We start from the raw sequence: 19463 nt of genomic DNA, 5'->3' as shown, positions 1-19463 counted from the left end.
CCGAGACCACCCCACGACCACCCCCGAACCATCTCACGAACGACCCCGCCGACCAGACCGACAGAGGACGATTGGACCCGATGGGCGCGCTGACGCTGACCCCCAACCTCGCCACCTGGGCGATCGCCGCGCTCGCGACCCTCGGCGTCATCGTGCGGCCTTTCTCGTGGCCCGAAGCGATCTGGGCCGTGCTCGGCGCGGGCGCCCTGGTTGCCCTCGGGCTGCTCGCTCCCGCCACAGCCTGGGAGGGCGTGCTGAAGGGGACCGACGTCTACCTGTTCCTCGTCGGCATGATGCTGATGTCGGAGGTCGCCCGGAAGGAGGGCCTGTTCGACTGGCTCGCCTCGATCGCGGTGCGCGCCGCCCGGGGCTCGGCCACCCGGCTGTTCACCCTGGTCTATCTGGTCGGCACCGTCGTCACGGTGTTCCTGTCGAACGATGCCTGCGCGGTGGTGCTGACGCCCGCCGTCTACGCGGCCACCAAGGCCGCCAAGGTGGAGAATCCCCTCCCCTACCTGTTCATCTGCGCCTTCATCGCCAACGCGGCGAGCTTCGTCCTGCCGATCTCCAACCCGGCCAACCTCGTGGTCTTCGCCGAGCACATGCCGCCGCTGGTGCGCTGGCTCGGCCTGTTCGCCCTGCCCTCCGTGCTGGCCATCGCCACGACCTACGCGGTGCTGCGCCTGACCCAGGCCGGGACCCTGCGCGGCCAGACGGTCGCCACCGACGTCGAGGCGGTGCCGCTCTCGCGCACCGGCCTCGTGGCCGGCTTCGGCATCGTGGCCACCGGCGGCGTGCTGATCGGAGCCTCCGCGCTCGGCCGCGATCTCGGCCTGCCGACCTTCGTGGCCGGGCTCGCCACCACCGGGGTCGTGCTCCTGCTGAAGCGTGGCGGCCTCGTCGCGGTGGCCAAGGACGTGTCGTGGAGCGTCCTGCCGCTGGTGGCCGGCCTCTTCGTGCTGGTGGAGGCCCTGGAGAAGACCGGCGTCCTCGCCCTGCTGGCGGACCTCCTCCGGGGCTACGCGCACGCCGCTCCGGAGGCCGCCGCCTGGGGCGCGGGCGGCCTGATCGCGGTTCTGTGCAACCTCGTCAACAACCTGCCGGCCGGCCTGATCGCGGGCGCCGCCGTGCACGCCGCCGACGTGCCCGAGAAGGTCGCGGGCGCGATCCTGATCGGCGTCGATCTGGGCCCGAACCTGTCGGTGACCGGCTCGCTGGCCACGATCCTCTGGCTCAACGCCATCCGTCGCGAGGGCCAGGATGTCGGCGCCTGGACCTTCCTCAAGCTCGGCCTGCTGGTCATGCCGCCGGCCCTCGTGCTGGCGCTCGCCGGCCTGCTCCTCGCCTGATCCCCCTCCCGAGAACCTGAAGGTCCGCGCGTGCCCCCTGCCCTCCTCTATCCCTTCATCCTGGTGGCGGGCGCGCTGCAGGCGATCGGCAACGCGATGAACGCGCAGCTGCGCGGCCGCCTGGTCAACCCATGGCTCGCCGCCACCGTGTCGTTCCTGCCGATCGTCTTCGTGTTCACGACGCTGTTCCTCACCATGCCGACGCCGCTGCCGAGCCTCGACGGCTTGAGCCGGATGCCCTGGTACGCGCCGCTCGGCGGGGTGGCGGGCGCGGTGGCGGTGTTCGGCGGCCTCGCCTTCATCGACAAGGTCGGCGCCGGACCGTTCAACGGCCTGACGCTCACCGCCAACATCCTCACCTCCCTGGCGATGGACGCCCTCGGCCTGTTCGGCCTGCAGGCGGCGGGCTTCAAGCCGATGCCCTGGCTCGGCGGCCTGCTGATGGCGGTCGGCGTGACCTTCATCGCGCGCTCCGGGGGCAAGAGCGACGGCGGCGAGGGCCACGCCATGTCCGGCAAGCTGCTCTACCCATTCATCCTCGTGGCCGGCGCCCTGATGGCGATCGGCGTGGTCTGGAACGCGCAGCTGCGGGGCGCCCTGGAGAATCCCTGGCTCGCCGCGACGGTGTCGTTCGTGCCCGTCGTATTCGTGTTCGCGCTGGTGTTCCTGCTGCGGCCGACGCCGCTGCCGACCCGGGAGGATCTCTCGGGCGTCCGCTGGTGGATGCCGTTCGCCGGCATCACCGGCGCGGTGGCGGTGTTCGCCGGGCTGCTCTTCGTCGACAAGGTCGGGGCCGGCGCCTTCAACGGCCTGCTGATCACCGCCAACCTCCTGACCTCGGTGGCGCTCGACCATTTCGGCTGGTTCGGCATGAAGCGGGTCAAGGCCGGCCCGCCGCGCCTGATCGGCGCCGCCGTGATGGTCGCCGGCATCGTGCTGATCTCGCTGTTCTGAGGGCGCGCGGCCATGTGGGCCCTCCCCGCCTGGCTGCTGCGCCGGGAGATCCTGCTCCTGGCGGGCGCCGCCCTCCTGGGGGCCGGCGGGGTTGCGGCGTGGATCCTGCTCCAGGCGACGGTGCTCACCGTCGCGGTCGCTCCGCGGGACGGCACCGAGCCCGGCCTGATCAAGGCCTATGCCGACGCCCTCGACGCCGCCCACGGGAACGTCCGGCTGAACATCCTGTCCTTCGACGACGTGCGCGAGAGCGCCGCCGCCCTTCAGGACGGCCGGGCCGACCTCGCGGTGGTCCGCCCCGACGTGCTGCTGCCGACGAACGGCCTGACCCTGGCGATCCTGCGCGATCAGGCGATGGTCATCGCCTCGCCCGCGCAGGCCGGCCCCACGAGTTTCCCGAAACTCGCCGGCAAGCGGCTCGGCATCGCGGCGCACCGGGATGCCGATCTCTGGCTGCTCCGGAATCTCCTCGGCTATTACGGCCTCACCCTGGAGGAGGCCGCCGGCCCGGCCCGGGCTTCGACGGTCCTGCTGGTCCCGGTCGACCAGGAGGCGGTGGCGGCCGCGTTCCGCGAGAAGCGGATCGATGCCTTCGTCAGCATCATCGCGCCCTCCGCGCCGAAGGCGCTGGCCCTGGTCTCGGCCGTTCAGGGCGTCGCCCGCGGCGGCAAGGTGGCGTTCGTCGCCGTGGAGGATGACGGCGCGGTGATCGAGCGCTTCCCGCGGCTGCAGGCGGTGACGATCCCGGGCGGCCTGTTCGGCGGCCGCCCGAAGCTGCCGGCCGACGACGTGAAGACCGTGGGCGCCTCGTACCGGCTGATGGCGCGGGCCTCCCTGAGCCGCGTGGTGGCGGCCGACGTGACCCGGCAGCTCTTCGAGACGCGCAGCGCCGCTGCGCAGGTGACCGACGCCGCCGAGTACGTCCAGGCGCCGGCCTACGACACCACCGTGGCGGCCACCAGCGCCCGCATCCCGATCCATCCGGGTGCCATCGACTATTACGAGCGCGACCAGCACGGCTTCATCGAGCGCTACGGCGACACGCTCTATCTCCTGGGCGCGCTGGCGGGCGGCCTCGTCTCCGTGCTGGCCTGGATCCGGCAGCGCCTCGCCGGCCTGCGCCGGGAGCGCATCGACGAGATCCTGGATCGGTTGCTGGAGATCGCCGGGCAGGCCCGGGCGCTGAGGGACCCCGCGGCGATCGCGGGGCTGACCGGCGAGGTGGACGCGCTGGCCATGGACGTGGTCCGCTACGCCCGGGCGCGGGAGCCGAGCGTGCCGACCCTCTCGGCCGCCTCGGTGGCCATCGAGACGGCCCGGGCGACCATCGCGGATTGCCGGGCGCGGGCGGACGCGGCCGGCTCCCGGCTCGGGCGGGCCGTCCGGCTGGACGGCCTGGGCGGGGTCTGACGTGGCCGTCACGACCGCCCCCGTCCCGGCCGATCCCGCGCCGGCCGATCCCGCGCCGGACCCCGCCCCCATCCGCGAGCGCGTCGTGGCGCGGGTGCAGCGGTCCCTGCGCTCGCGCACCGTGACGTGGATGACGGTGGGATTCGCCACGATCCTGGTCATGACCGCCATCGCGCTGGGCGCCTTCGTGTACCAGCAGCGCGGCATCGACGCCGTGCGCCGCACCGTGGCGGTGGACGGGCGCCTCGCCCGGGTGCTGTCAGCGGTGCAGGACGCCGAGACCGGCCAGCGCGGCTACCTGCTCGCCGGCGACGCGGCCTTCCTGCTCCCCTTCACCGAGGGGCGCGTGAACGTCGGCCGCCAGCTCGACCGGCTGCGCGACCTGGTCGTCGGCGATCCCGAGCAGCGGGCCGAACTCGACGCCCTCTCCGAGCTGATCCGGGCGAAGCTCGACGAACTCGGCGCCAGCGTCGCCCTCAGCCGGGCGGGCGACGGCGCGGCGGCCCGGGCCTCCGTGGCCGGGGGGCGGGGCAAGCAAGTGATGGACGCGATCCGCGACCGCGTGCGCAGCATGGAGGCCCGCGAGGCGGACCGGATGGAGCGGCGGCAGGAGGCGGTCTCCCGCATCGCCCTGGCCATCTGGATCCTGATCGGGATCCTCGCCGTCCTGTTCGTGCTGTTCTCCACGTCGGCCCTGCGGGAGGCGAACCGGCGCCACCGGCTGTCGCGGTTCCTGCCGCAGGAGCTGGTCCTGCGGCTCGCCGACGACGACGGGAGCCTGAAGGCGGGCCGCCGGCAGCAGGCCGCCATCGTGTTCATCGACCTGCGCGGCTCCACCACCCTGGCCGAGAGCCTGGACCCGCACCGCCTCTCCGAGTTCCTGTCCGCCTTCCGGCGGCGGGTCACGCGCCTCGCCCGGCTGCGGGGCGGCGTGGTCGACAAGTTCATCGGCGACGGCGCCCTGGTGGTGTTCGGGCTGCCCGAGCCCCGGCCCGACGACGCCGCCCGGGCCCTGGCCTTCGCCCGCGACCTCGTGACGGTGATCGCCCGCTGGGGCGACAGGGCCGCGCAGGCGGAGCCCGTGCGCATCGGGGTCGGCGTCCATTACGGCACCGTGTTCTGCGGGATCATCGGCGAGGAGGCGCGCTACGAGTTCACGGTCCTGGGCGACGCCGTCAACGTCGCCGCCCGGCTGGAGCAGGCCACCAAGCTGCACGGCGTCCCGATCCTGGTCTCGGAGGCGGCGCGGCGGGCCGCCGGCGAGCCCGCGGCGGCGTGGCGCGAGGTCTGCCGCGAGCCCCTGCGGGGCCGCCGGGAGCGCATGCCCTACTACACCATGCACGAAGCGGCGGCCGGCACCGTTCGGGCTTGAGATCCGGCACCGTCCGGCCTTGCCGCGCGGCCAGAGAAGAAGATGTTCGCACCGCAGCGCAGTTAGAGAACAAGCGTCTCCACCTGGGTGGAAATACGGAAGACGTCTCCATTGCGCGGGGATGCTCCGGACGCGACATTCCCATCATGCGCAGCGTGTCAGAAACACAGGCGACGGCCTTCGATCCGTTCGGCGAACCCGTCGCGGACGGCGTCGCGCGCGCCTGCCCGGACGCGGCCGGCGACCGCACCGCGCGGCGCGTCGGAGGCGCGGTCTTCTGGGCGCTGGCCCTGGCGATCCTGGCCGGGCGCGTCTACGCCTACGATCTGCCGGCGGTGCAGCACGTCGCCGCCCACGCGGCGCAGGTCCTCGCCCTCCGCTGAGCGCGCCGGCCGGGTATTCCCGCAGGCACCACGGTCCGGGCCGGCACGCCGAGGCGCCCGATTTTCGTCCTCCACCCGCACGGATAGCGATCACACGGACACCGACCGCATCGCGGCTGGGACCGGCGTTCAGCGGTGTCGCGGCCGATCGGGCAGGAACTCGGAATCGGTAAGCGCCGCCGCCAGCACCGCGAGGAGGCCGAGATGCAGGCCCGCCGCCGCGAGGGCGGGGCTGTGGAGCGATCCCAGGGCGAGGGCGCCCGCCGCCATGGCCGGCGGCGCCGCCACGTAGATCGCGGTTCGCACCGTACCGGCCGGCCGCGCGAGGCGCCAGAAGCAGCCGGCGAGCGCCGCGAGGGCGAAGCCGCCCTTGATCAGCGCCATGAAGCGGATCACGCGCGCGAGGTCGGGCTCGACGAACGCCGCGGGGGCCGTGGCGATGGCGGCGGAGGCCAGCAGGGCGACGGCCGTCAGCCCGACGAGCGCCCGGCGCGCTGGCCGCCCACGGGCCCGGGCGCGGTCTCGAACGCGGGCCTGGGCCGGGAAGGCTGATCGATCGAGATGCGCGTCAGTCCACACGGTCTCCCCCCAGACGGATCAGAGGCCGCCGCGGCCCTCGTCGGCTGACATCGACGGGACCCGGCCGGGCCGGTCACGCCCTCTTCCAGTCCGCTTCAGAGACCGGTGGTCGCCTGCCGGGATGCGGCTCCGGATAAGAACGATTAAACCGCGCGCCTCGGCGCCTGTCCAGCGGATCGCGGGGTCCGGGTGTTACGCCGGCGGCCGCAGGGTGCGGCCCCCGTCGGGGTCGCCCGCGCCGGTCGGGAGTGACGATCCCGGGCCTTCCTCTCATTTCCGTGAAGCCCGGGCCCACGGCGGGATGGACATCATGGCATCCGGTATGGAGCATCCATGCCAACGCCGGGCTTCAGCATCGGCGAAGGGACGGATACGCCAATGACGACGACGCGTCGCGTTTTCCTGACGGGTGCCGCATCCGCCCTCGCGGTCGGCTTCGCGCCGGGGGTGATACGCTCGGCCTTCGCCCAGGGCGCCGGATCGACGGTCCGCATCGGCATGGTGCTCCCCGTGACGGGGCCGGGCGCGGATGCCGGCCGCTACGCGCTGGCCGGTGCCAAGATCGCCCTGGAGGCGGTCAACAAGGCCGGCGGCGTGCTCGGCAAGCCCCTGGAGATCGTGACCGAGGACGACCAGACCACCAATCCCGGTGCGGTCTTCGCCTTCTCCAAGCTCGCCTCGCAGCCCGACCTCGTCGGCTTCCTGGGCTCGATCCGCTCGACCCAGAACCACGCCATGGCCCCCGACATCCTGAAGACCGGCAAACCGGTCTGCTTCGGCGGGACCGACCCCGTGCTGACGCAGCTCGGCAATCCCTGGCTGTTCCGCTTCCGGCCCAACGACAGCTTCTCGGCCCAGGTGATCGCCGAGCACGGCGTCAACGGGCTGGGCAAGAAGAAGTGGGCGATCATCCACTCCACCGACGCCTTCGGCACCAGCGGCGCCAAGGCGTTGACCGAGAGCCTCGGAAAGGGCGGCGCCACGGTCGCCCTCGACCAGGGCTACACCAACCAGAGCCAGGACTTCACCCCGGTGGTGCTGGCGATCCGCCAGTCGGGCGCCGACGTGATCGGCTCGTACTTCACCTTCGAGAACGACATCGGCATCTTCGCCCGGCAGCTGCGCCAGCTCGGCGTCACCGCCCCCTGGGTCGGATCGCCGTCGATCACCAACGTGACCGCCCTGAAGCTCGCCGGGCCGTCCCTCTACGGCACCTACGGCGTGGCCGACTACGCCGAGGAATCGAGCGACGCCGCCCGCGCCTACGGAAAGGCCTACCGGGCGGCGATGAAGATCGCCCCCGACAACCAATCGTCCTGGACCTTCGACGCGGTGACGGTGCTGGCCAAGGCGATCAACGCGGCGGGCAAGACCGACCCGCAGGCGATCCGCGAGGCTCTCCTGGCGGTGCGCGGCCACGAGGGGGCCGAGGGCACCTACAACTTCGACAAGAACGGCGACGGCCTGCACGGCTACAACGTCGTGCGCAACGACAAGGGCAGCATCGTCTTCGACAAGCGGATCGACTTCTACAAGGGCTGAGATCGGGTCTTCACCGCCCGGACGCGGGAACAACCTCCGACGGGGATACGAGAGTGCGGACCGCATGGACCTGATCCTGCAACTCCTCTTCACCGGGATCGGTATCGGCTCGGTCTACGCCCTGGTGGCGCTCGGCTTCGTGCTGATCTTCCGCGCCACCAACGTGGTGAACTTCGCGCAGGGCGAGTTCTCCATGGTGGCGGCCTTCCTGATGGTGGTCTTCGCCGTCGACCTCGAATGGCCCTACTGGCTGTCGCTGCTCCTCACCATCGGCGGCATGGCGCTGCTCGGCGCCCTGTTCAACCTGGGCGTCTACTATCCCCTGCGCCACCGCAGCTACCTGCCGGTGATCATCTCGACCATCGGCGCCTCGATCTTCCTGGCCAACACCACCCTCGCCCTCTACGGGCCGCAGCCGCAGGTGCTGCCGCCGGTCTTCGAGACGCAGGGCTTCCTGCTCGGTCCGGTCTTCCTCGACAGCCAGTACCTGCTGATCATCGCGGTCACGGCGGCCCTGGTGGCGTTCCAGTACTGGTTCTTCGAGCACACGCTGGTCGGCAAGAAGCTGCAGGCGACCTCGCAGGACAAGGAGATGGCGGCCCTCCTGGGAATCCCGGTGGCCGGCATGATCATGCTGACCTTCGTGTACAGCGCGGTGCTGGGCGGCATCGCCGGCATCCTGGTGGCACCGGTGCTGTTCGTGTCGATCCAGATGGGTGCCACGATCGCCCTGAAGGCGTTCGCCGCCACCATCATCGGCGGCTTCGGCGACGTCACCGGGGCGATCATCGGCGGCCTCGCGCTGGGCATCATCGAGACCTTCGGGGCGGCCTACATCTCGGTGCCCTACAAGGACGCCTTCGCGTTCCTGGTGCTGATCGTCTTCCTGGTCGTGCGCCCGCAGGGCCTGTTCGGCGAGCGCGTGGCGGAGAAGGCATGAGCGGCACCCCCTCCCCCGTCGCCGACCCGGCCACAGCGGTGCCGGCGTCGCCCCCCACGGTGCGCCGCCGCCTGCCGCTGGGGAGCCTCGCCTACGCGGTCCTGGCGGCCGCCCTGGTGGCGGTGGCTGCCACGACGCCGCTCAGCGGCTACGCCCTCAACATCCTGATGCAGGCGGCGACCTACGCCATCGCGGTGATCGGGCTCACCGTCGTGCTCGGCCTGTGCGGGCAGATCAACCTCGCCCAGGCCGCCTTCTTCGGAATCGGCGCCTACGCGGTCGGCCTCGGCACCGTCGACGGCGGCCTCAACTTCTGGATCTGCCTGATCGTCGGCCTCGGCCTCGCGGTGGTGCTCGGCGCCGCGCTCGGCGCCTCGACGCTGCGGCTCGGCGGCCACTACCTCGCCATGGTGACGATCTCGTTCCAGCAGATCCTGACGCTGGTGCTCACCAACTGGATCCCGGTGACGCACGGGCCCGACGGCGTGCCGAACATCCGCCGCCCCGCCCTGTTCGCGGATGGGCAGAGCTACCTCGCCCTGTGCGTGCTGGTGCTGGCGATCGTCGGCTGGCTCGTCTGGCACATGCCGCGGACCCGGCTCGGGCGGGCCATGCGGGCGGTGCGCGACAACGAGCTCGCGGCGGGCGTCTCGGGGATCGACATCTACCGCACCAAGGTGGCGGCCTTCGCGGTCGGGTCGCTGCTGGCGGGTCTCGGGGGCGGCCTGTTCGCCGGCAGCTTCACCTATATCAGCCCCGACCAGTTCTCCTTCGCCGAGTCGATCGTCTTCCTGACGATGGCGCTGCTCGGCGGCGTCGGCTCGCCGGTGGGCGCCGTGATCGGCACGGCCCTGCTGATCCTGATCCCGGAATGGCTGCGCTTCCTCAAGGAGATCCCCGGGCTCTACCTCGCGATCTACGGACTCGCGGTGATCCTCATCGTGGTGTTCATGCCCGACGGGATCTGGGGCTTCCTCGGCGACCAGGTCCGGCGCCTGCGCCGGACCCGCCCGGCGCCGCCGCCGGCCGCCGAGCTGACCCTGAGCCAGGGCGAGGCCTCCACGGCGCCGATGCTGGAGGTGTCGGACCTGTCCAAGCACTTCGGCGGCCTCAAGGCCGTGGACGCGGTGAGCTTCACGGTGGCGCGGGGCGGCATCCACGCGCTGATCGGCCCGAACGGCTCCGGCAAGACGACGACGCTCAACGTCCTCTCGGGCCTCTACAGCCCGACGGGCGGCACCGTGCGGCTGGCCGGGCAGGACGTCACGCGGCTGTCCCCGCACCGGCGGGCGGCGGCCGGGATCGGGCGCACCTTCCAGAACATCCGCCTGTTCCGCTCCATGAGCGCTCTGGAGAACGTGGTCATCGGCGCCGAGCGGCCCAACAACCCGCTGGGGGCCCGCGACCGGGCGGCCCTGGAGGCCCGCGCCCGGGCGGCCCTGGCCTTCGTCGGGCTGGAGGGCCGGGCGGAGGAGCCGATCTCCGGCTTCTCGTACGGCCACCAGCGCCTGATCGAGATCGCGCGGGCCTTGGCCGGCAACCCCGTGCTGCTGCTCCTCGACGAGCCGGCCGCCGGCCTCAATTCCAGCGAGAAGAATGCCCTGACGGTGCTCCTGCGCCGGATGGCCGCGAAGGGCCTGACCATCCTGATCATCGACCACGACATGACGCTGGTGAGCGACGTGGCCAGCCACGTCACGGTGCTGAATTTCGGCCGCCGCATCGCCGACGGCGTCACCGCGACCGTGCTGCGCGAGCCCGCGGTGATCCAGGCCTATCTCGGCGAGGACGCCGCCGCGGGACCGGCGGCGAGCCTCAAGACCGACCTCGCTCCGGTGTGACCCCAGCGATGACGCCAGCCGCGACCCCGCCCCTTCTCGAGATCCGCGACCTCGTGGTCCGCTACGGCGAGATCGAGGCCGTGCGCGGCCTGTCGTTCTCGGTCGGCGCCGGGGAGGTCGTGACGCTGCTGGGCTCCAACGGTGCCGGCAAGTCCACGACCCTGAAGGCGATCTCGGGGCTGGTGCGCCCCGCCGCCGGCACGATCCTGCTGGAGGGGAAGCCCCTGGAGGGCCTCAAGCCCGAGGCAATCGTGCGGCTCGGCGTCGCCCACGTGCCGGAGGGGCGCCGGGTCTTCCCGGGGCTCACGGTGCGCGAGAACATCATGCTGGGCGCGTCCAACCGCTCCGGTCTCGGCAAGCGGGCGCTGCGCGACGAGGTCGAGGCGATGTTCGACCTGTTCCCGGACATCCGCCGGTTCGGCGACGCGCTGGGCTGGACGCTGTCGGGGGGCCAGCTCCAGATGGTGGCGCTCGCCCGCGGCCTGATGGCCAAGCCCCGCATCCTCCTGCTGGACGAGCCGTCGCTCGGCCTCGCCCCGGTGATCGTCCAGGCGGTGTTCGCGATCATCGCCGAGGTGCGCCGCCGCGGCACCACGGTGCTGCTGGTGGAGCAGAACGCCCGGATGGGCCTCTCCGTGGCCGATCGCGGCTACGTGCTGGAGACCGGCCGCCTCGTCCTCTCGGGCGATCCCGAGTCGCTCTGGGCGAACGACGAGATCCGGTCGGCCTATCTCGGGGGCCGCGCGAAGGCCGAGGTTCTGGCGGCGGGGTGAGGCCGCCCCTCTCGGCGGAACGGCCCGATCGTCGTCATGGCGCGGCCCCGGGCGGGGCTTCCGGATCGACACCGTGCTGGCGCGGCCCCGCTCACCGCCTCTTGCGGAAGGCCTCGGTGGTGGGGCGGTTCAGGCTCGAGCGGTGCCGTGCCTTCCGCACCATCCCTGTCCCGGGGCCCGACCGGGGGAGGGAAAGGCGCCCTTGTTCCGGAAGGTCGGTGTCCGATCGCGACGTGTGAACCCGCGGGCCTCCATGGGGCGACGGCCGCGCTTCGTCGTCACCGGGATCAGTCGAGGGCGTAGCCCAGGAGACCTTCGGCGGTCTGGCCCTCGCAGCCTTTGTCCAGCGACACGAAGTGGTCGTGCCCGCCGGCGTTGCACCGGTAGAGCGGATGGCTGCCTCGATGCGGGGCCTCGTGGACGTAGCCGGTTTGCCCCAGCGGCGTGTGCCCCTCGCAGTCCGGATCCCGGCTGAGGAAATGGTCGGTGCCGGCCACGCAGCTCATGAGCTTGGCGGTGCCGGGCCGCGGCAGCAGGAACAGCGCGCCGAGGGTGGATTCGATCCTGTAGCCCGGCGCCGTGTAGCCCGTGGTGACCCAGTGCCCGGCCGGCCCGACCGCCCGCTTGAGCGGCGCGCGGTCGGAGGCCGGGTCGAGCGTCGCCGTCGCGATGCGCCACGTGCCGGGATACGGGTCGCCGCCCGAGAAGAACACCGTGACAGCGGGCAGGAACGGCGTGAGGCTGCCGCGGCCATCGCGCTGAAAGCCGGGGCTGTGGTTGAGGTAGAAGCCCGTGACGTCCGCGTTCAGGGTGCCGGCCGGCATCCAGCGGGCGGGCGTGCCGCTGAGCAGGCTTTTCAGCGGCATCCGGTAGAGGCCCATCTGGTAGGTCTCGCGGTCGGGGTTGCGGGCGGGGTCCTTGCAGGCCACTTGCCCACAGTTGCGGCCCGGGAGGCCGGTGATCACGTAGACCTCGCCGGACGCCGGGTCGTAGCCGAAATCGGAGTTCGGGTTGATGGTCGTGCCGTCGGCGGCCACGTTCGGCACCCGCACCGGCGGGTCGAAATGCACCCCGTCGGCCGTGCGCCGCACATAGAGGTCGCCGAAGCCCGCCACGCCCTGCGGCCCGGTCAGATCGGTGGTGAAGACCAGGAGACCCGAACCACCGTCGAGGTTGACGGTCGCGGGCTGCCCCGCGCCGTAAGTGCCCTGAGCGACGACCGGGTTGAGGGGCGCGATCACCGGCTTCGGGTAGTCCACCCAGGTGACCTTGTCGTTGGAGAAGGCCAGCCCCGTCTGGTTGTTGTTGCCCGGCAGGTTGTCGGCGCCGGAATAGTACATCGCGTAGGCGTAGGGCTGTCCGTCGGCCGGGTTGGTGAAGCGGCCCTTGATCACGCTCGGATCGCAGACGTACTGGCGGTTCCAGGCGCCCGGCGTCGGCTGCAACACGATCCGGGCCGGGGAGAAGCCGGTCTGCGGGTTGTAGGCGCGGTGATAGATGACGTCGGTCTTGCCCTGCCCGCACCACCAGATGTCGGTGGTGCCGTTCTCGGTGATGAGGCTCGGGGCGTAGTTGTAGCCCTTCGGATTCGCCTCGTTGTCGAAGAGCGGCTGGGCTTCCGGCCCCGTCCAGCCGGCCTGCGCCGGCGCCGCGGAGGCGAGGGCCGTGAGGAGGGCGGTGAGGCGCAGCGCAGATGTCATGGCGGGCCCTGTCGGACGGGTTTCGGTTCGGTCGCGATGGCGCGACCGTCCTTGCGAGCGGACCGACGCCAGCCGGATAGCGCGCTCAAGTCGGCGATCACCGTGCGGTCGACGGGTCCGGCGCATCGGAGCCCCCTGCCCCCCCTCCCCCTCTGCGGGGGGACGTGCGGGAACGTCGCCGCCTTCATCCGGAACCGTATCAGCCCGCCGCCCCGGCGCCGCCCCACTCCTGCCGGAACAGGCTTTCCATCGCGCGCCGGACGCGGATCGCCTCCTGCCCGGCGTCGAATTGGACGTCGCTCCAGCGCACGGCCCGACCCGCCGGCACGTCGTTCTTGAGGACCATGTTGTGGGCGAGGCCGATCGGCAGGGCGTCCTGTGCCAGGGCGTCGGCCGCCGGGATCAGCTTGCCGTAGACGGTGAAGCCGCCCTCACCGTCGAGTCTCTCCCCTGCCCGCAGCGCCCGCTTGGCGGTGGCCGCCACGTCGCCGCGCCAGTCGCCCGTCGCACCCGTCGCCTCGCCGCGGACCGCGATCGAGGCCACGGAGATCCCGAGTTCGAGGCCGATCAGGTGGTAGGGCTTGTAGGTGGCGGCGTAGCGGCCGCTCTCGTCGGTCCTGAGGCCGTACTGGGCGAAGCAGTCGCGCACGTAGGGACTCGGCGCCGCGAACACCGCGTAGACGCCCCAGCGCAGGTCCCGGAACACCGGTCGCCCGTCGCGCTCCAGGGACGAGACGACCTCGACGGTGCCGCGCTCCGCCAGGAGGCCGCCATCCGCCATGGGACGCAGGACGTTCGGCAAGTCGTCGACGCCGCAGGGCGGGAAGGCGAGGCCCTCGCGGGGCGGCGTCAACCCGCAGGCATTGGCCACGGCGGCCATCTCCAGGGCCGACTTGGTGCCGTCCAGGAAGGAGTTGAACATCTGCGGGTTGAAGTCGCCGCCGGCGACCTGCTCGGCGCTGAAGCCGTAATGGCCCCAGACCGTGTCGGGCGTGGAGGCGTGGTAGGCCGGCAGGTACTTGGTGCCCTTGCCGGCGCAGATCACCTCCAGCCCGATGGTGCGCGCCCAGTCGACCAGCTCGGCGATCAGGGCCGGCTGGTCGCCCGACGCCATGGAGTAGATCACCCCGGCCTCGGCCGCCTTGCGGGCCAGCAGCGGCCCGGCGAGCACGTCGGCCTCGACATTGACCATCACGATGTGCTTGCCCGCCGCGAAGGCCCTGAGCGCGTGGCGGATGCCGGCGGCCGGGCTGCCGGTGGCGTCGATGACGATGTCCACGAAGGGGCTCGCGATCAGCGCGTCGGCATCCTCGGTGACCAGGGTTGTGCCGGCGCGGGCGGCCTCCTCCATCCCGCGCGCCGCGAATCCGGCCTCCTCCCAGCCCACCCGGCGCAGCGACGCGCGCGCCCGGTCCGGCGACAGGTCGGCCACGGCGATCAGGTGGGTGCCGGGCGTGCGCGGCGCCTGCGACAGGTACATGGAGCCGAACTTGCCGGCCCCGATCAGACCCACCCGTACGGGCCGGCCCTCGCTGGCGCGCCGCTGCAGCTTGGCGAAGAGGGACATGGGGCGTTCTCCCTGGGCGATCCGCGGCCGGAATCGAGAGTCGATCCCCGCCGCCGTCCCCGTGTTGCTTGAACCTACACCTAGAGCGATCCCGGAGCCCGTTGAGACCCGGCCGGAGGGTGACCGCTCGGCCCCCGATGGCCGCCGCGTCAGCCCGGCGGATCCGCCTGCCCGGCCCGGCTCTCCGCCTCCACGTCGAGCAGCCAGCGGTGAAAGGCCCGGATCTTCTCCAAATCCGCGTCCCGGTCGCGGTAGCAGATGAAGTGCAGATCCCTGTACAGGCTCGCGACCCGCCCCCCGCCGAGGCGGACGAGCTGGCCGGCGCCGATCTCGTCCCGGGCGAACCGCAGCGTTTCCAGGGCAACGCCGAGCCCCTGGACCGCCGCGGCGATCACCAACGAGCCTCGGTCGAAGGCCGCGCCCGCCGCTCCGGTCGGAACAGGCAGGCCGTTATGGGCGAACCAGTCGGGCCAGCGCAGCGGGCTGAACGACGAGTCCAGCCGGGTGAAACGCTCACCCGGGCCGGGTCCGAGCGGCCCGACGGCCCGGTCGACCTCCGGCGTGCACAGGGCCGCGATCTCCTCCGGTCCGAGGGACTCGACCGTCAGGCCGGGGCCGCGCGGCGGCCGGCCGTAGGCGATCAGGATGTCGATCTCCGCGTGCCGGCCGAGATCCACCGGGTCGGCGCTGGTCGACAGGCGGATGGCGATGCCGGGATGCGACTCCACGAAGGCGGGGAACCGGGGACCGAGCCACTTCGCCGCGAAGCTCGGGGTGCAGTGGACGGCCAGTGCGGCGGCGAGCGCTGCCGGCGGTGGGCTCAGCTCCGCGCAGACCGCCTCGATCGCGTCGAAGGCGCCGGCGAGGCCCGCAAGCAGGCGTTGGCCATCCACGGTGAGCGTCGCCTGACGGTTCGCCCGCCGGAACAGGGGACGCCCGAACCAGCGCTCCAGGGCGCGAACCTGGTGGCTCACCGCCGAGGGCGTGAGGTGCAGCTCCGCGCTCGCCCGGGCGAAGCTGCCCAGACGCGCGGCGGCCTCGAAGGCCCGCAGGGCGGGGAAGCTCGGGATCCGGCGCATCGGGCGACTCATGAATTGCATTCACGAAACGCGTGAAAAATCGTCGTTTGTCAATGCAGACGCACGGCAGGATAGTGCCGTCGAGCGGCCGCGAACGACCCGGCCCGCGGGGGGCCGAGCCCCGGCGCTCCGATCCCGCCGGAGGATCACGACGTGCCGCGTCGACGAGCGGCCCCGCCACCTCCCGTTCCCGCCCCGACGAGGAAACGCCATGCTCGACGATCACGCCCAGGACGCCGCTCTCGCCCTCGACCTCCCCGCCGACGATGCGGGCCGCAAGCGGACCTCGATCTACCAGCCCGAGCAGGCCGGCCTGATCTTCCCGGAGATGCCGGACTTCGCCGACCACGCCGAGGCGCGCGCGTACCGCAAGACGCACCTCGTGGCCGCCTGCCGCGCCTTCGCGATGCAGGGCTTCGATTACGGCTTCGCCGGCCACCTGACGATCCGCGATCCCGAGCGTCCGGAGCTGTACTGGACCAACCCGATGTGCGTGCACTTCTCGCAGGTGCGGATGTCGAACCTGATCCTGGCCGACCACGCGGGCCGGGTCGTCGAGGGGCGCCACGCCATCAACCGGGCGGGCTTCGTGCTGCACGCCGCCGTGCACGACGAGCACCCCGACGTGATGGCGATGTGCCACGCGCACACCACTTACGGCACCGCGTGGTGCGCCACCGGCCGGCCGCTCGACATGATCAGCCAGGACGCCGCGGCCTTCTACAACAGCCACGCGGTGATCGGCGCGTCGGCGGGGGCCGTCGCGGTGGAGAAGGAGAGCGGTCTCTCGGTGGCCCAGCAGATCGGCCGCAACCGCGGCGTGCTGCACCAGAACCACGGCCTGCTGACCTGCTCGCGCCACAGCATCGACGACGCGGCCTTCTGGTTCATCGCCCTGGAGCGGGCCTGCCGGCAGCAGCTCCTGGTCGAGGCCTCCGGCATCAAGCCGCAGCTCCTGTCGGAGAAGACCGCCCGCTACAGCCGCGAGCACGTGGGCAGCGACTACATCGGCTGGCTGCACTTCCAGACGCTCTACAACCAGATCGCCGAGACCCAGCCCGACATGTTCGCGTGAGGGCCAGGCGGCCGATCCGGGCCGGCCGCGTGGCCGGTCCCTCCCGGGGGCTTCCCGGGAGCTCTTGGGGGGTGCATCCGGCGCGGGGGCGGCCACTGTCACCGGGATGCGACAGCCGCCGGCGATCGCCCGTCGCCATCGCCGGGCGCCCCCGTTCGGTCACGATTCGGGAGCGTTCCTGGGGCGCCTTCCGTCGATCCGGCTTGCGTCATGTTCGCGTTCCCCCACGCTCTTATTCTCCGGCACCGCGAGGGTGCCGCCGTGCTGGTCTCGTACGCCCTGTTCCTGGCCGGCGCCCTGCCGCTGTTCTGGGCGATCGGTTGACCGCTGCCGGTCCGGCGCGCGCGTTCCGCCGCACCGTGACCGGCCGGTGAGCGCTGGCATGGCCCTGGCGAAGCGCGGGCCGGGTCGGCGCAGCCGGCCATGCGCCTCGTCAGCGTTGTGAGCCGCACGGAAGCTCCTGTTCGTCCGTCACTCCCCAATCGAGCGGCCGCCGTGCTAGCGGCGCCGGGAGGGCTCGAACCAACGACCTGCCGCTGAGCAGGCGACGGGGTGCCGAGACGGATCAGCCTGCATGCCGACAGGTTCGTGGTTCGCCCCGACGCAGCGAGGATTGGCACACCTTGCCGTGTCGGAACGGTGACGGGCTCTCGGCCGTGCTTGCCGGGAGGGGGCAGCCACGCATCCCGTTGAGCTCCGCCGCATCTCCCGCGGGCCTGAGCCGCCGGGCTCTCGGCCGCGCACCGTTCTTCAGCCTTCAGTTCCAGCCCCCTGCGCGGCCAAGCCCCGAGTTCGCGAGTCAGTACCCGCCGTAGAACCGGCGCGGACCGTCATAGCCGCCGTAGCCGCGATCGTAGCCGCGGCCATACCCGTACCCCGGCCGATCGCCGTAGTAACCGCGGGGACCACCATAGCCCCACCCCCGGTCGTTGGGGCGGCAGCGACCCCAGGGATTCGGGTGGAAACCCGAACCACAGCCGCCGGCTACGCCCTCGACCAACACTCCACCGTTGAGCGGGCCGTACCCGAAGGGCGTCGCGTTCGCTGCTGTGGCGGTGATGAACCCTGCCGCGATCACCGCAGCCATTCCGAGCATCGTGGTGCGCACCATAACCGAACCTCTTGATCCGTCGGACCGGGCTTGCCGGACCGGATGAGGGAGAATGCGCCCCGTGCGCTGAACGACGTTCGGTCCGCTCGTTCATCCAGCCGGCCGGACGGGATCGTTCACGCTGCACGTCGGCCGAACACGCAAGAACGGCGGGACCCGCACCCAGTTGGCCGGTCAGCCGAGGCCCCGCCCTCGAAGCGGATCAGTCGTCGTCATCGTCATCGCCATCGCGACGGAGGCGCTCTTCGCGGCGGATCGAACCGCGCCGCTCGTCGCGGAACTCCTCACGACGCTCGTCCCTGCGGATCTCGTCACGATCCCGCTCCCGTGACGATCGCGGATCAACCCTGACGCCACCCGGCCCGATGTCGATGCTCTGAGCCACGGCCGGCATGCTCGGGAAGACGAACAGGCTCGCCGAGATCAGCGTGCTGGCGAATAGGTATTTCACGAGGTGTTCCTCCCATGGGCCGTTGTCAGCGGTGGTTTGTGGGGCGCGACCGGTGCGCCTCCTAGCGGCGGCTGATCCGTCGCCTTCAGACATCGGTCTCCCGCTTCACGACGGCGCCCTCATCGGTGCCGGTCCGCGTCAAGCCAACTTCCGGGCCATCAGTCGGATCCGAAGGGGCTGTAGGGCTGGCCGAAGAAACGGACTGCCGTTCCGCTCCGACCCGAGCCCAGCGCTCGCCGTCGTACTCCGTGTCGGCGAGATCCTGCGTGTTCGCGGCCTTGGGCGTGTGGGGCATCAGACTCTCTCCGTGTCGGAGATCAACCCGGGCCGGCCCGGCCGGTATCCGCACCCTTTTCGCGCGAGACGCCGGCGCGGTCATCCAGCCCGATCATGAAATATCTTAGCCAGCGCTATGTATCTGGCCGGATCTTTGACTGCTGTTTGCAGGCTGGCGTGGCTGGACGCCGATCGAGTCCGCGAGAGGACACGCAGATCGAGCGCGGCCGTTCCGGTGATCCCGCCGGTCGCCCCCGCGGCTCGCGCAATCGCCCTGCGGGGCCCTGGAGGTTATCTTTGAAGGCGAGGCGGACGCCCCCAGTCGCGCCGGGCGGTCGAGAGGGGGCTGGCGGGCGACGGACCGGATGGCCTGATCACGGTCCTGCGGCAGGCCGAGGCTGGCAAGCCGACCGCCCCCGGGCGGGATGCCTGGGTCCGCGCCCGACTGGTCCGCGGGGGCTTCATGGCTGGGGAGGCTTGGTCCCGAGCTTGAAGCTGATCGAGGCGCGGACCGCCAAGCTGGAGGCGCCCCACAAGGCCGACGCCCTCGCGGCCCAGCCGAAGGAGAACGGTCATCTGCTCGCGGACGTCTCGGACAGGATCGCGGCCGGCCCGAGCAGCGACCGCGAGGCGACCGCCGCGGCCCTGCGGGCTTCCTCGGCTGCCAGGGACCGGGAGGCAGGCAAGGCCATCGTGTGGCTGATCAACCGCGAGCGCCAGCAGCGGGGGTACCGGTCGCGGGGCGCGAAGATCATGGCGGATCAGGTGCAATTACTTGCCATAGCGCACTAATTATCATTCGATAGCCCACGAGACCATCGATTAGCCATAGAGGCATCACCGGAAATTAAATCTCCAGAACGCGCATTAACGATTTAGTATCATTTACGAAATATGAGGCATCTCAAACAGAGGTGGTATCATGCGCGTTCTGCTGGTCGAAGATGACGCTACGGTCGCGCAGAGCATCGAGCTGATGCTCAAGTCCGAGAACTTCAACACCTACACCACCGACCTCGGGGAAGAGGGTGTCGATCTCGGTAAGCTGTACGACTACGACA

General features: G+C 71.5%; 18 protein-coding genes and 1 pseudogene. 12 read left to right on the top strand and 7 right to left on the bottom strand.

Going from position 1 to position 19463, the window contains the following annotated elements:
* The first annotated feature begins 71 nt into the window (after positions 1-71).
* The 5 genes from MKK82_RS04245 (at position 72) to MKK82_RS04225 (ending at position 5468) form a co-directional block, all read left to right on the top strand.
* Positions 72-1349, top strand: coding sequence for an arsenic transporter (locus MKK82_RS04245; RefSeq protein WP_353959805.1), 1278 nt, complete (start codon positions 72-74; stop codon positions 1347-1349).
* A gap of 30 nt (positions 1350-1379) precedes the next feature.
* Positions 1380-2303 (top strand): DMT family transporter, encoded by a 924-nt coding sequence (locus tag MKK82_RS04240; RefSeq protein WP_238291918.1) that lies wholly within the window; start codon positions 1380-1382, stop codon positions 2301-2303.
* A gap of 12 nt (positions 2304-2315) precedes the next feature.
* Positions 2316-3713, top strand: a complete 1398-nt coding sequence (locus MKK82_RS04235) for a TAXI family TRAP transporter solute-binding subunit (RefSeq protein ID WP_238291920.1) — start codon at positions 2316-2318, stop codon at positions 3711-3713.
* Between the two features lies 1 nt (position 3714).
* Positions 3715-5085, top strand: coding sequence for a CHASE3 domain-containing protein (locus tag MKK82_RS04230; RefSeq protein ID WP_238291922.1), 1371 nt, complete (start codon positions 3715-3717; stop codon positions 5083-5085).
* Positions 5086-5231: 146 nt separating this feature from the next.
* On the top strand, positions 5232-5468 hold the full coding sequence (locus tag MKK82_RS04225) for a hypothetical protein (RefSeq protein WP_238291924.1): 237 nt from the start codon (positions 5232-5234) through the stop codon (positions 5466-5468).
* Positions 5469-5597: 129 nt separating this feature from the next.
* Here the strand turns inward: MKK82_RS04225 and MKK82_RS04220 are convergent, their stop codons facing one another.
* Complete coding sequence (locus MKK82_RS04220) at positions 5598-6047, bottom strand: hypothetical protein (protein WP_243984757.1); 450 nt, start codon at positions 6045-6047, stop codon at positions 5598-5600.
* 378 nt (positions 6048-6425) lie between these two features.
* Between MKK82_RS04220 and MKK82_RS04215 the strand changes: the two genes are divergently transcribed.
* From MKK82_RS04215 to MKK82_RS04200, 4 genes are all read left to right on the top strand, one after another.
* Positions 6426-7589 carry an ABC transporter substrate-binding protein gene (locus MKK82_RS04215; protein ID WP_238291929.1) on the top strand — a complete coding sequence of 388 codons (1164 nt, stop codon included), beginning with the start codon at positions 6426-6428 and terminating at the stop codon, positions 7587-7589.
* Between the two features lie 64 nt (positions 7590-7653).
* Positions 7654-8529 (top strand): branched-chain amino acid ABC transporter permease, encoded by an 876-nt coding sequence (locus MKK82_RS04210; protein WP_238291931.1) that lies wholly within the window; start codon positions 7654-7656, stop codon positions 8527-8529.
* Positions 8526-10370, top strand: coding sequence for an ABC transporter permease subunit (locus tag MKK82_RS04205; protein ID WP_238291933.1), 1845 nt, complete (start codon positions 8526-8528; stop codon positions 10368-10370). The genes MKK82_RS04210 and MKK82_RS04205 overlap by 4 nt, the downstream gene beginning before the upstream one ends.
* Before the next feature lie 8 nt (positions 10371-10378).
* A complete protein-coding gene (locus MKK82_RS04200) occupies positions 10379-11143 on the top strand; it encodes an ABC transporter ATP-binding protein (RefSeq protein WP_238291935.1) in 765 nt (254 codons plus the stop codon).
* 287 nt (positions 11144-11430) lie between these two features.
* Here the strand turns inward: MKK82_RS04200 and MKK82_RS04195 are convergent, their stop codons facing one another.
* The 3 genes from MKK82_RS04195 to MKK82_RS04185 form a co-directional block, all read right to left on the bottom strand.
* The gene (locus MKK82_RS04195; protein ID WP_238291937.1) at positions 11431-12843 is read right to left on the bottom strand and encodes a hypothetical protein; all 1413 of its coding nucleotides are present in this window, start codon (positions 12841-12843) and stop codon (positions 11431-11433) included.
* Between the two features lie 199 nt (positions 12844-13042).
* Positions 13043-14410 carry an NAD(P)H-dependent oxidoreductase gene (locus MKK82_RS04190; RefSeq protein ID WP_238291939.1) on the bottom strand — a complete coding sequence of 456 codons (1368 nt, stop codon included), beginning with the start codon at positions 14408-14410 and terminating at the stop codon, positions 13043-13045.
* A gap of 149 nt (positions 14411-14559) precedes the next feature.
* On the bottom strand, positions 14560-15501 hold the full coding sequence (locus MKK82_RS04185) for a LysR substrate-binding domain-containing protein (protein ID WP_243984755.1): 942 nt from the start codon (positions 15499-15501) through the stop codon (positions 14560-14562).
* Positions 15502-15700: 199 nt separating this feature from the next.
* Between MKK82_RS04185 and MKK82_RS04180 the strand changes: the two genes are divergently transcribed.
* On the top strand, positions 15701-16564 hold the full coding sequence (locus MKK82_RS04180) for a class II aldolase/adducin family protein (protein WP_238291944.1): 864 nt from the start codon (positions 15701-15703) through the stop codon (positions 16562-16564).
* 799 nt (positions 16565-17363) lie between these two features.
* Here the strand turns inward: MKK82_RS04180 and MKK82_RS04175 are convergent.
* The 3 genes from MKK82_RS04175 to MKK82_RS04165 form a co-directional block, all read right to left on the bottom strand.
* A complete protein-coding gene (locus tag MKK82_RS04175) occupies positions 17364-17675 on the bottom strand; it encodes a GCG_CRPN prefix-to-repeats domain-containing protein (protein ID WP_243984753.1) in 312 nt (103 codons plus the stop codon).
* Positions 17676-17877: 202 nt separating this feature from the next.
* On the bottom strand, positions 17878-18219 hold the full coding sequence (locus MKK82_RS04170; RefSeq protein WP_238291948.1) for a hypothetical protein: 342 nt from the start codon (positions 18217-18219) through the stop codon (positions 17878-17880).
* Positions 18212-18421 carry a hypothetical protein gene (locus MKK82_RS04165; protein ID WP_238291950.1) on the bottom strand — a complete coding sequence of 70 codons (210 nt, stop codon included), beginning with the start codon at positions 18419-18421 and terminating at the stop codon, positions 18212-18214. The genes MKK82_RS04170 and MKK82_RS04165 overlap by 8 nt, the downstream gene beginning before the upstream one ends.
* Before the next feature lie 470 nt (positions 18422-18891).
* Between MKK82_RS04165 and MKK82_RS04160 the strand changes: the two genes are divergently transcribed.
* A complete protein-coding gene (locus tag MKK82_RS04160; protein WP_238291952.1) occupies positions 18892-19194 on the top strand; it encodes a hypothetical protein in 303 nt (100 codons plus the stop codon).
* A gap of 130 nt (positions 19195-19324) precedes the next feature.
* A pseudogene (locus tag MKK82_RS04155) lies at positions 19325-19463 on the top strand (DNA-binding response regulator); the annotation flags it as partial.

This window comes from Methylobacterium sp. E-046 (assembly GCF_022829625.1).
In the GTDB taxonomy this organism is placed as follows: Bacteria; Pseudomonadota; Alphaproteobacteria; order Rhizobiales; family Beijerinckiaceae; genus Methylobacterium; species Methylobacterium longum.
Note: the sequence above shows the minus strand (reverse complement) of the source record. Positions and strands in the feature narration are given on the sequence as shown.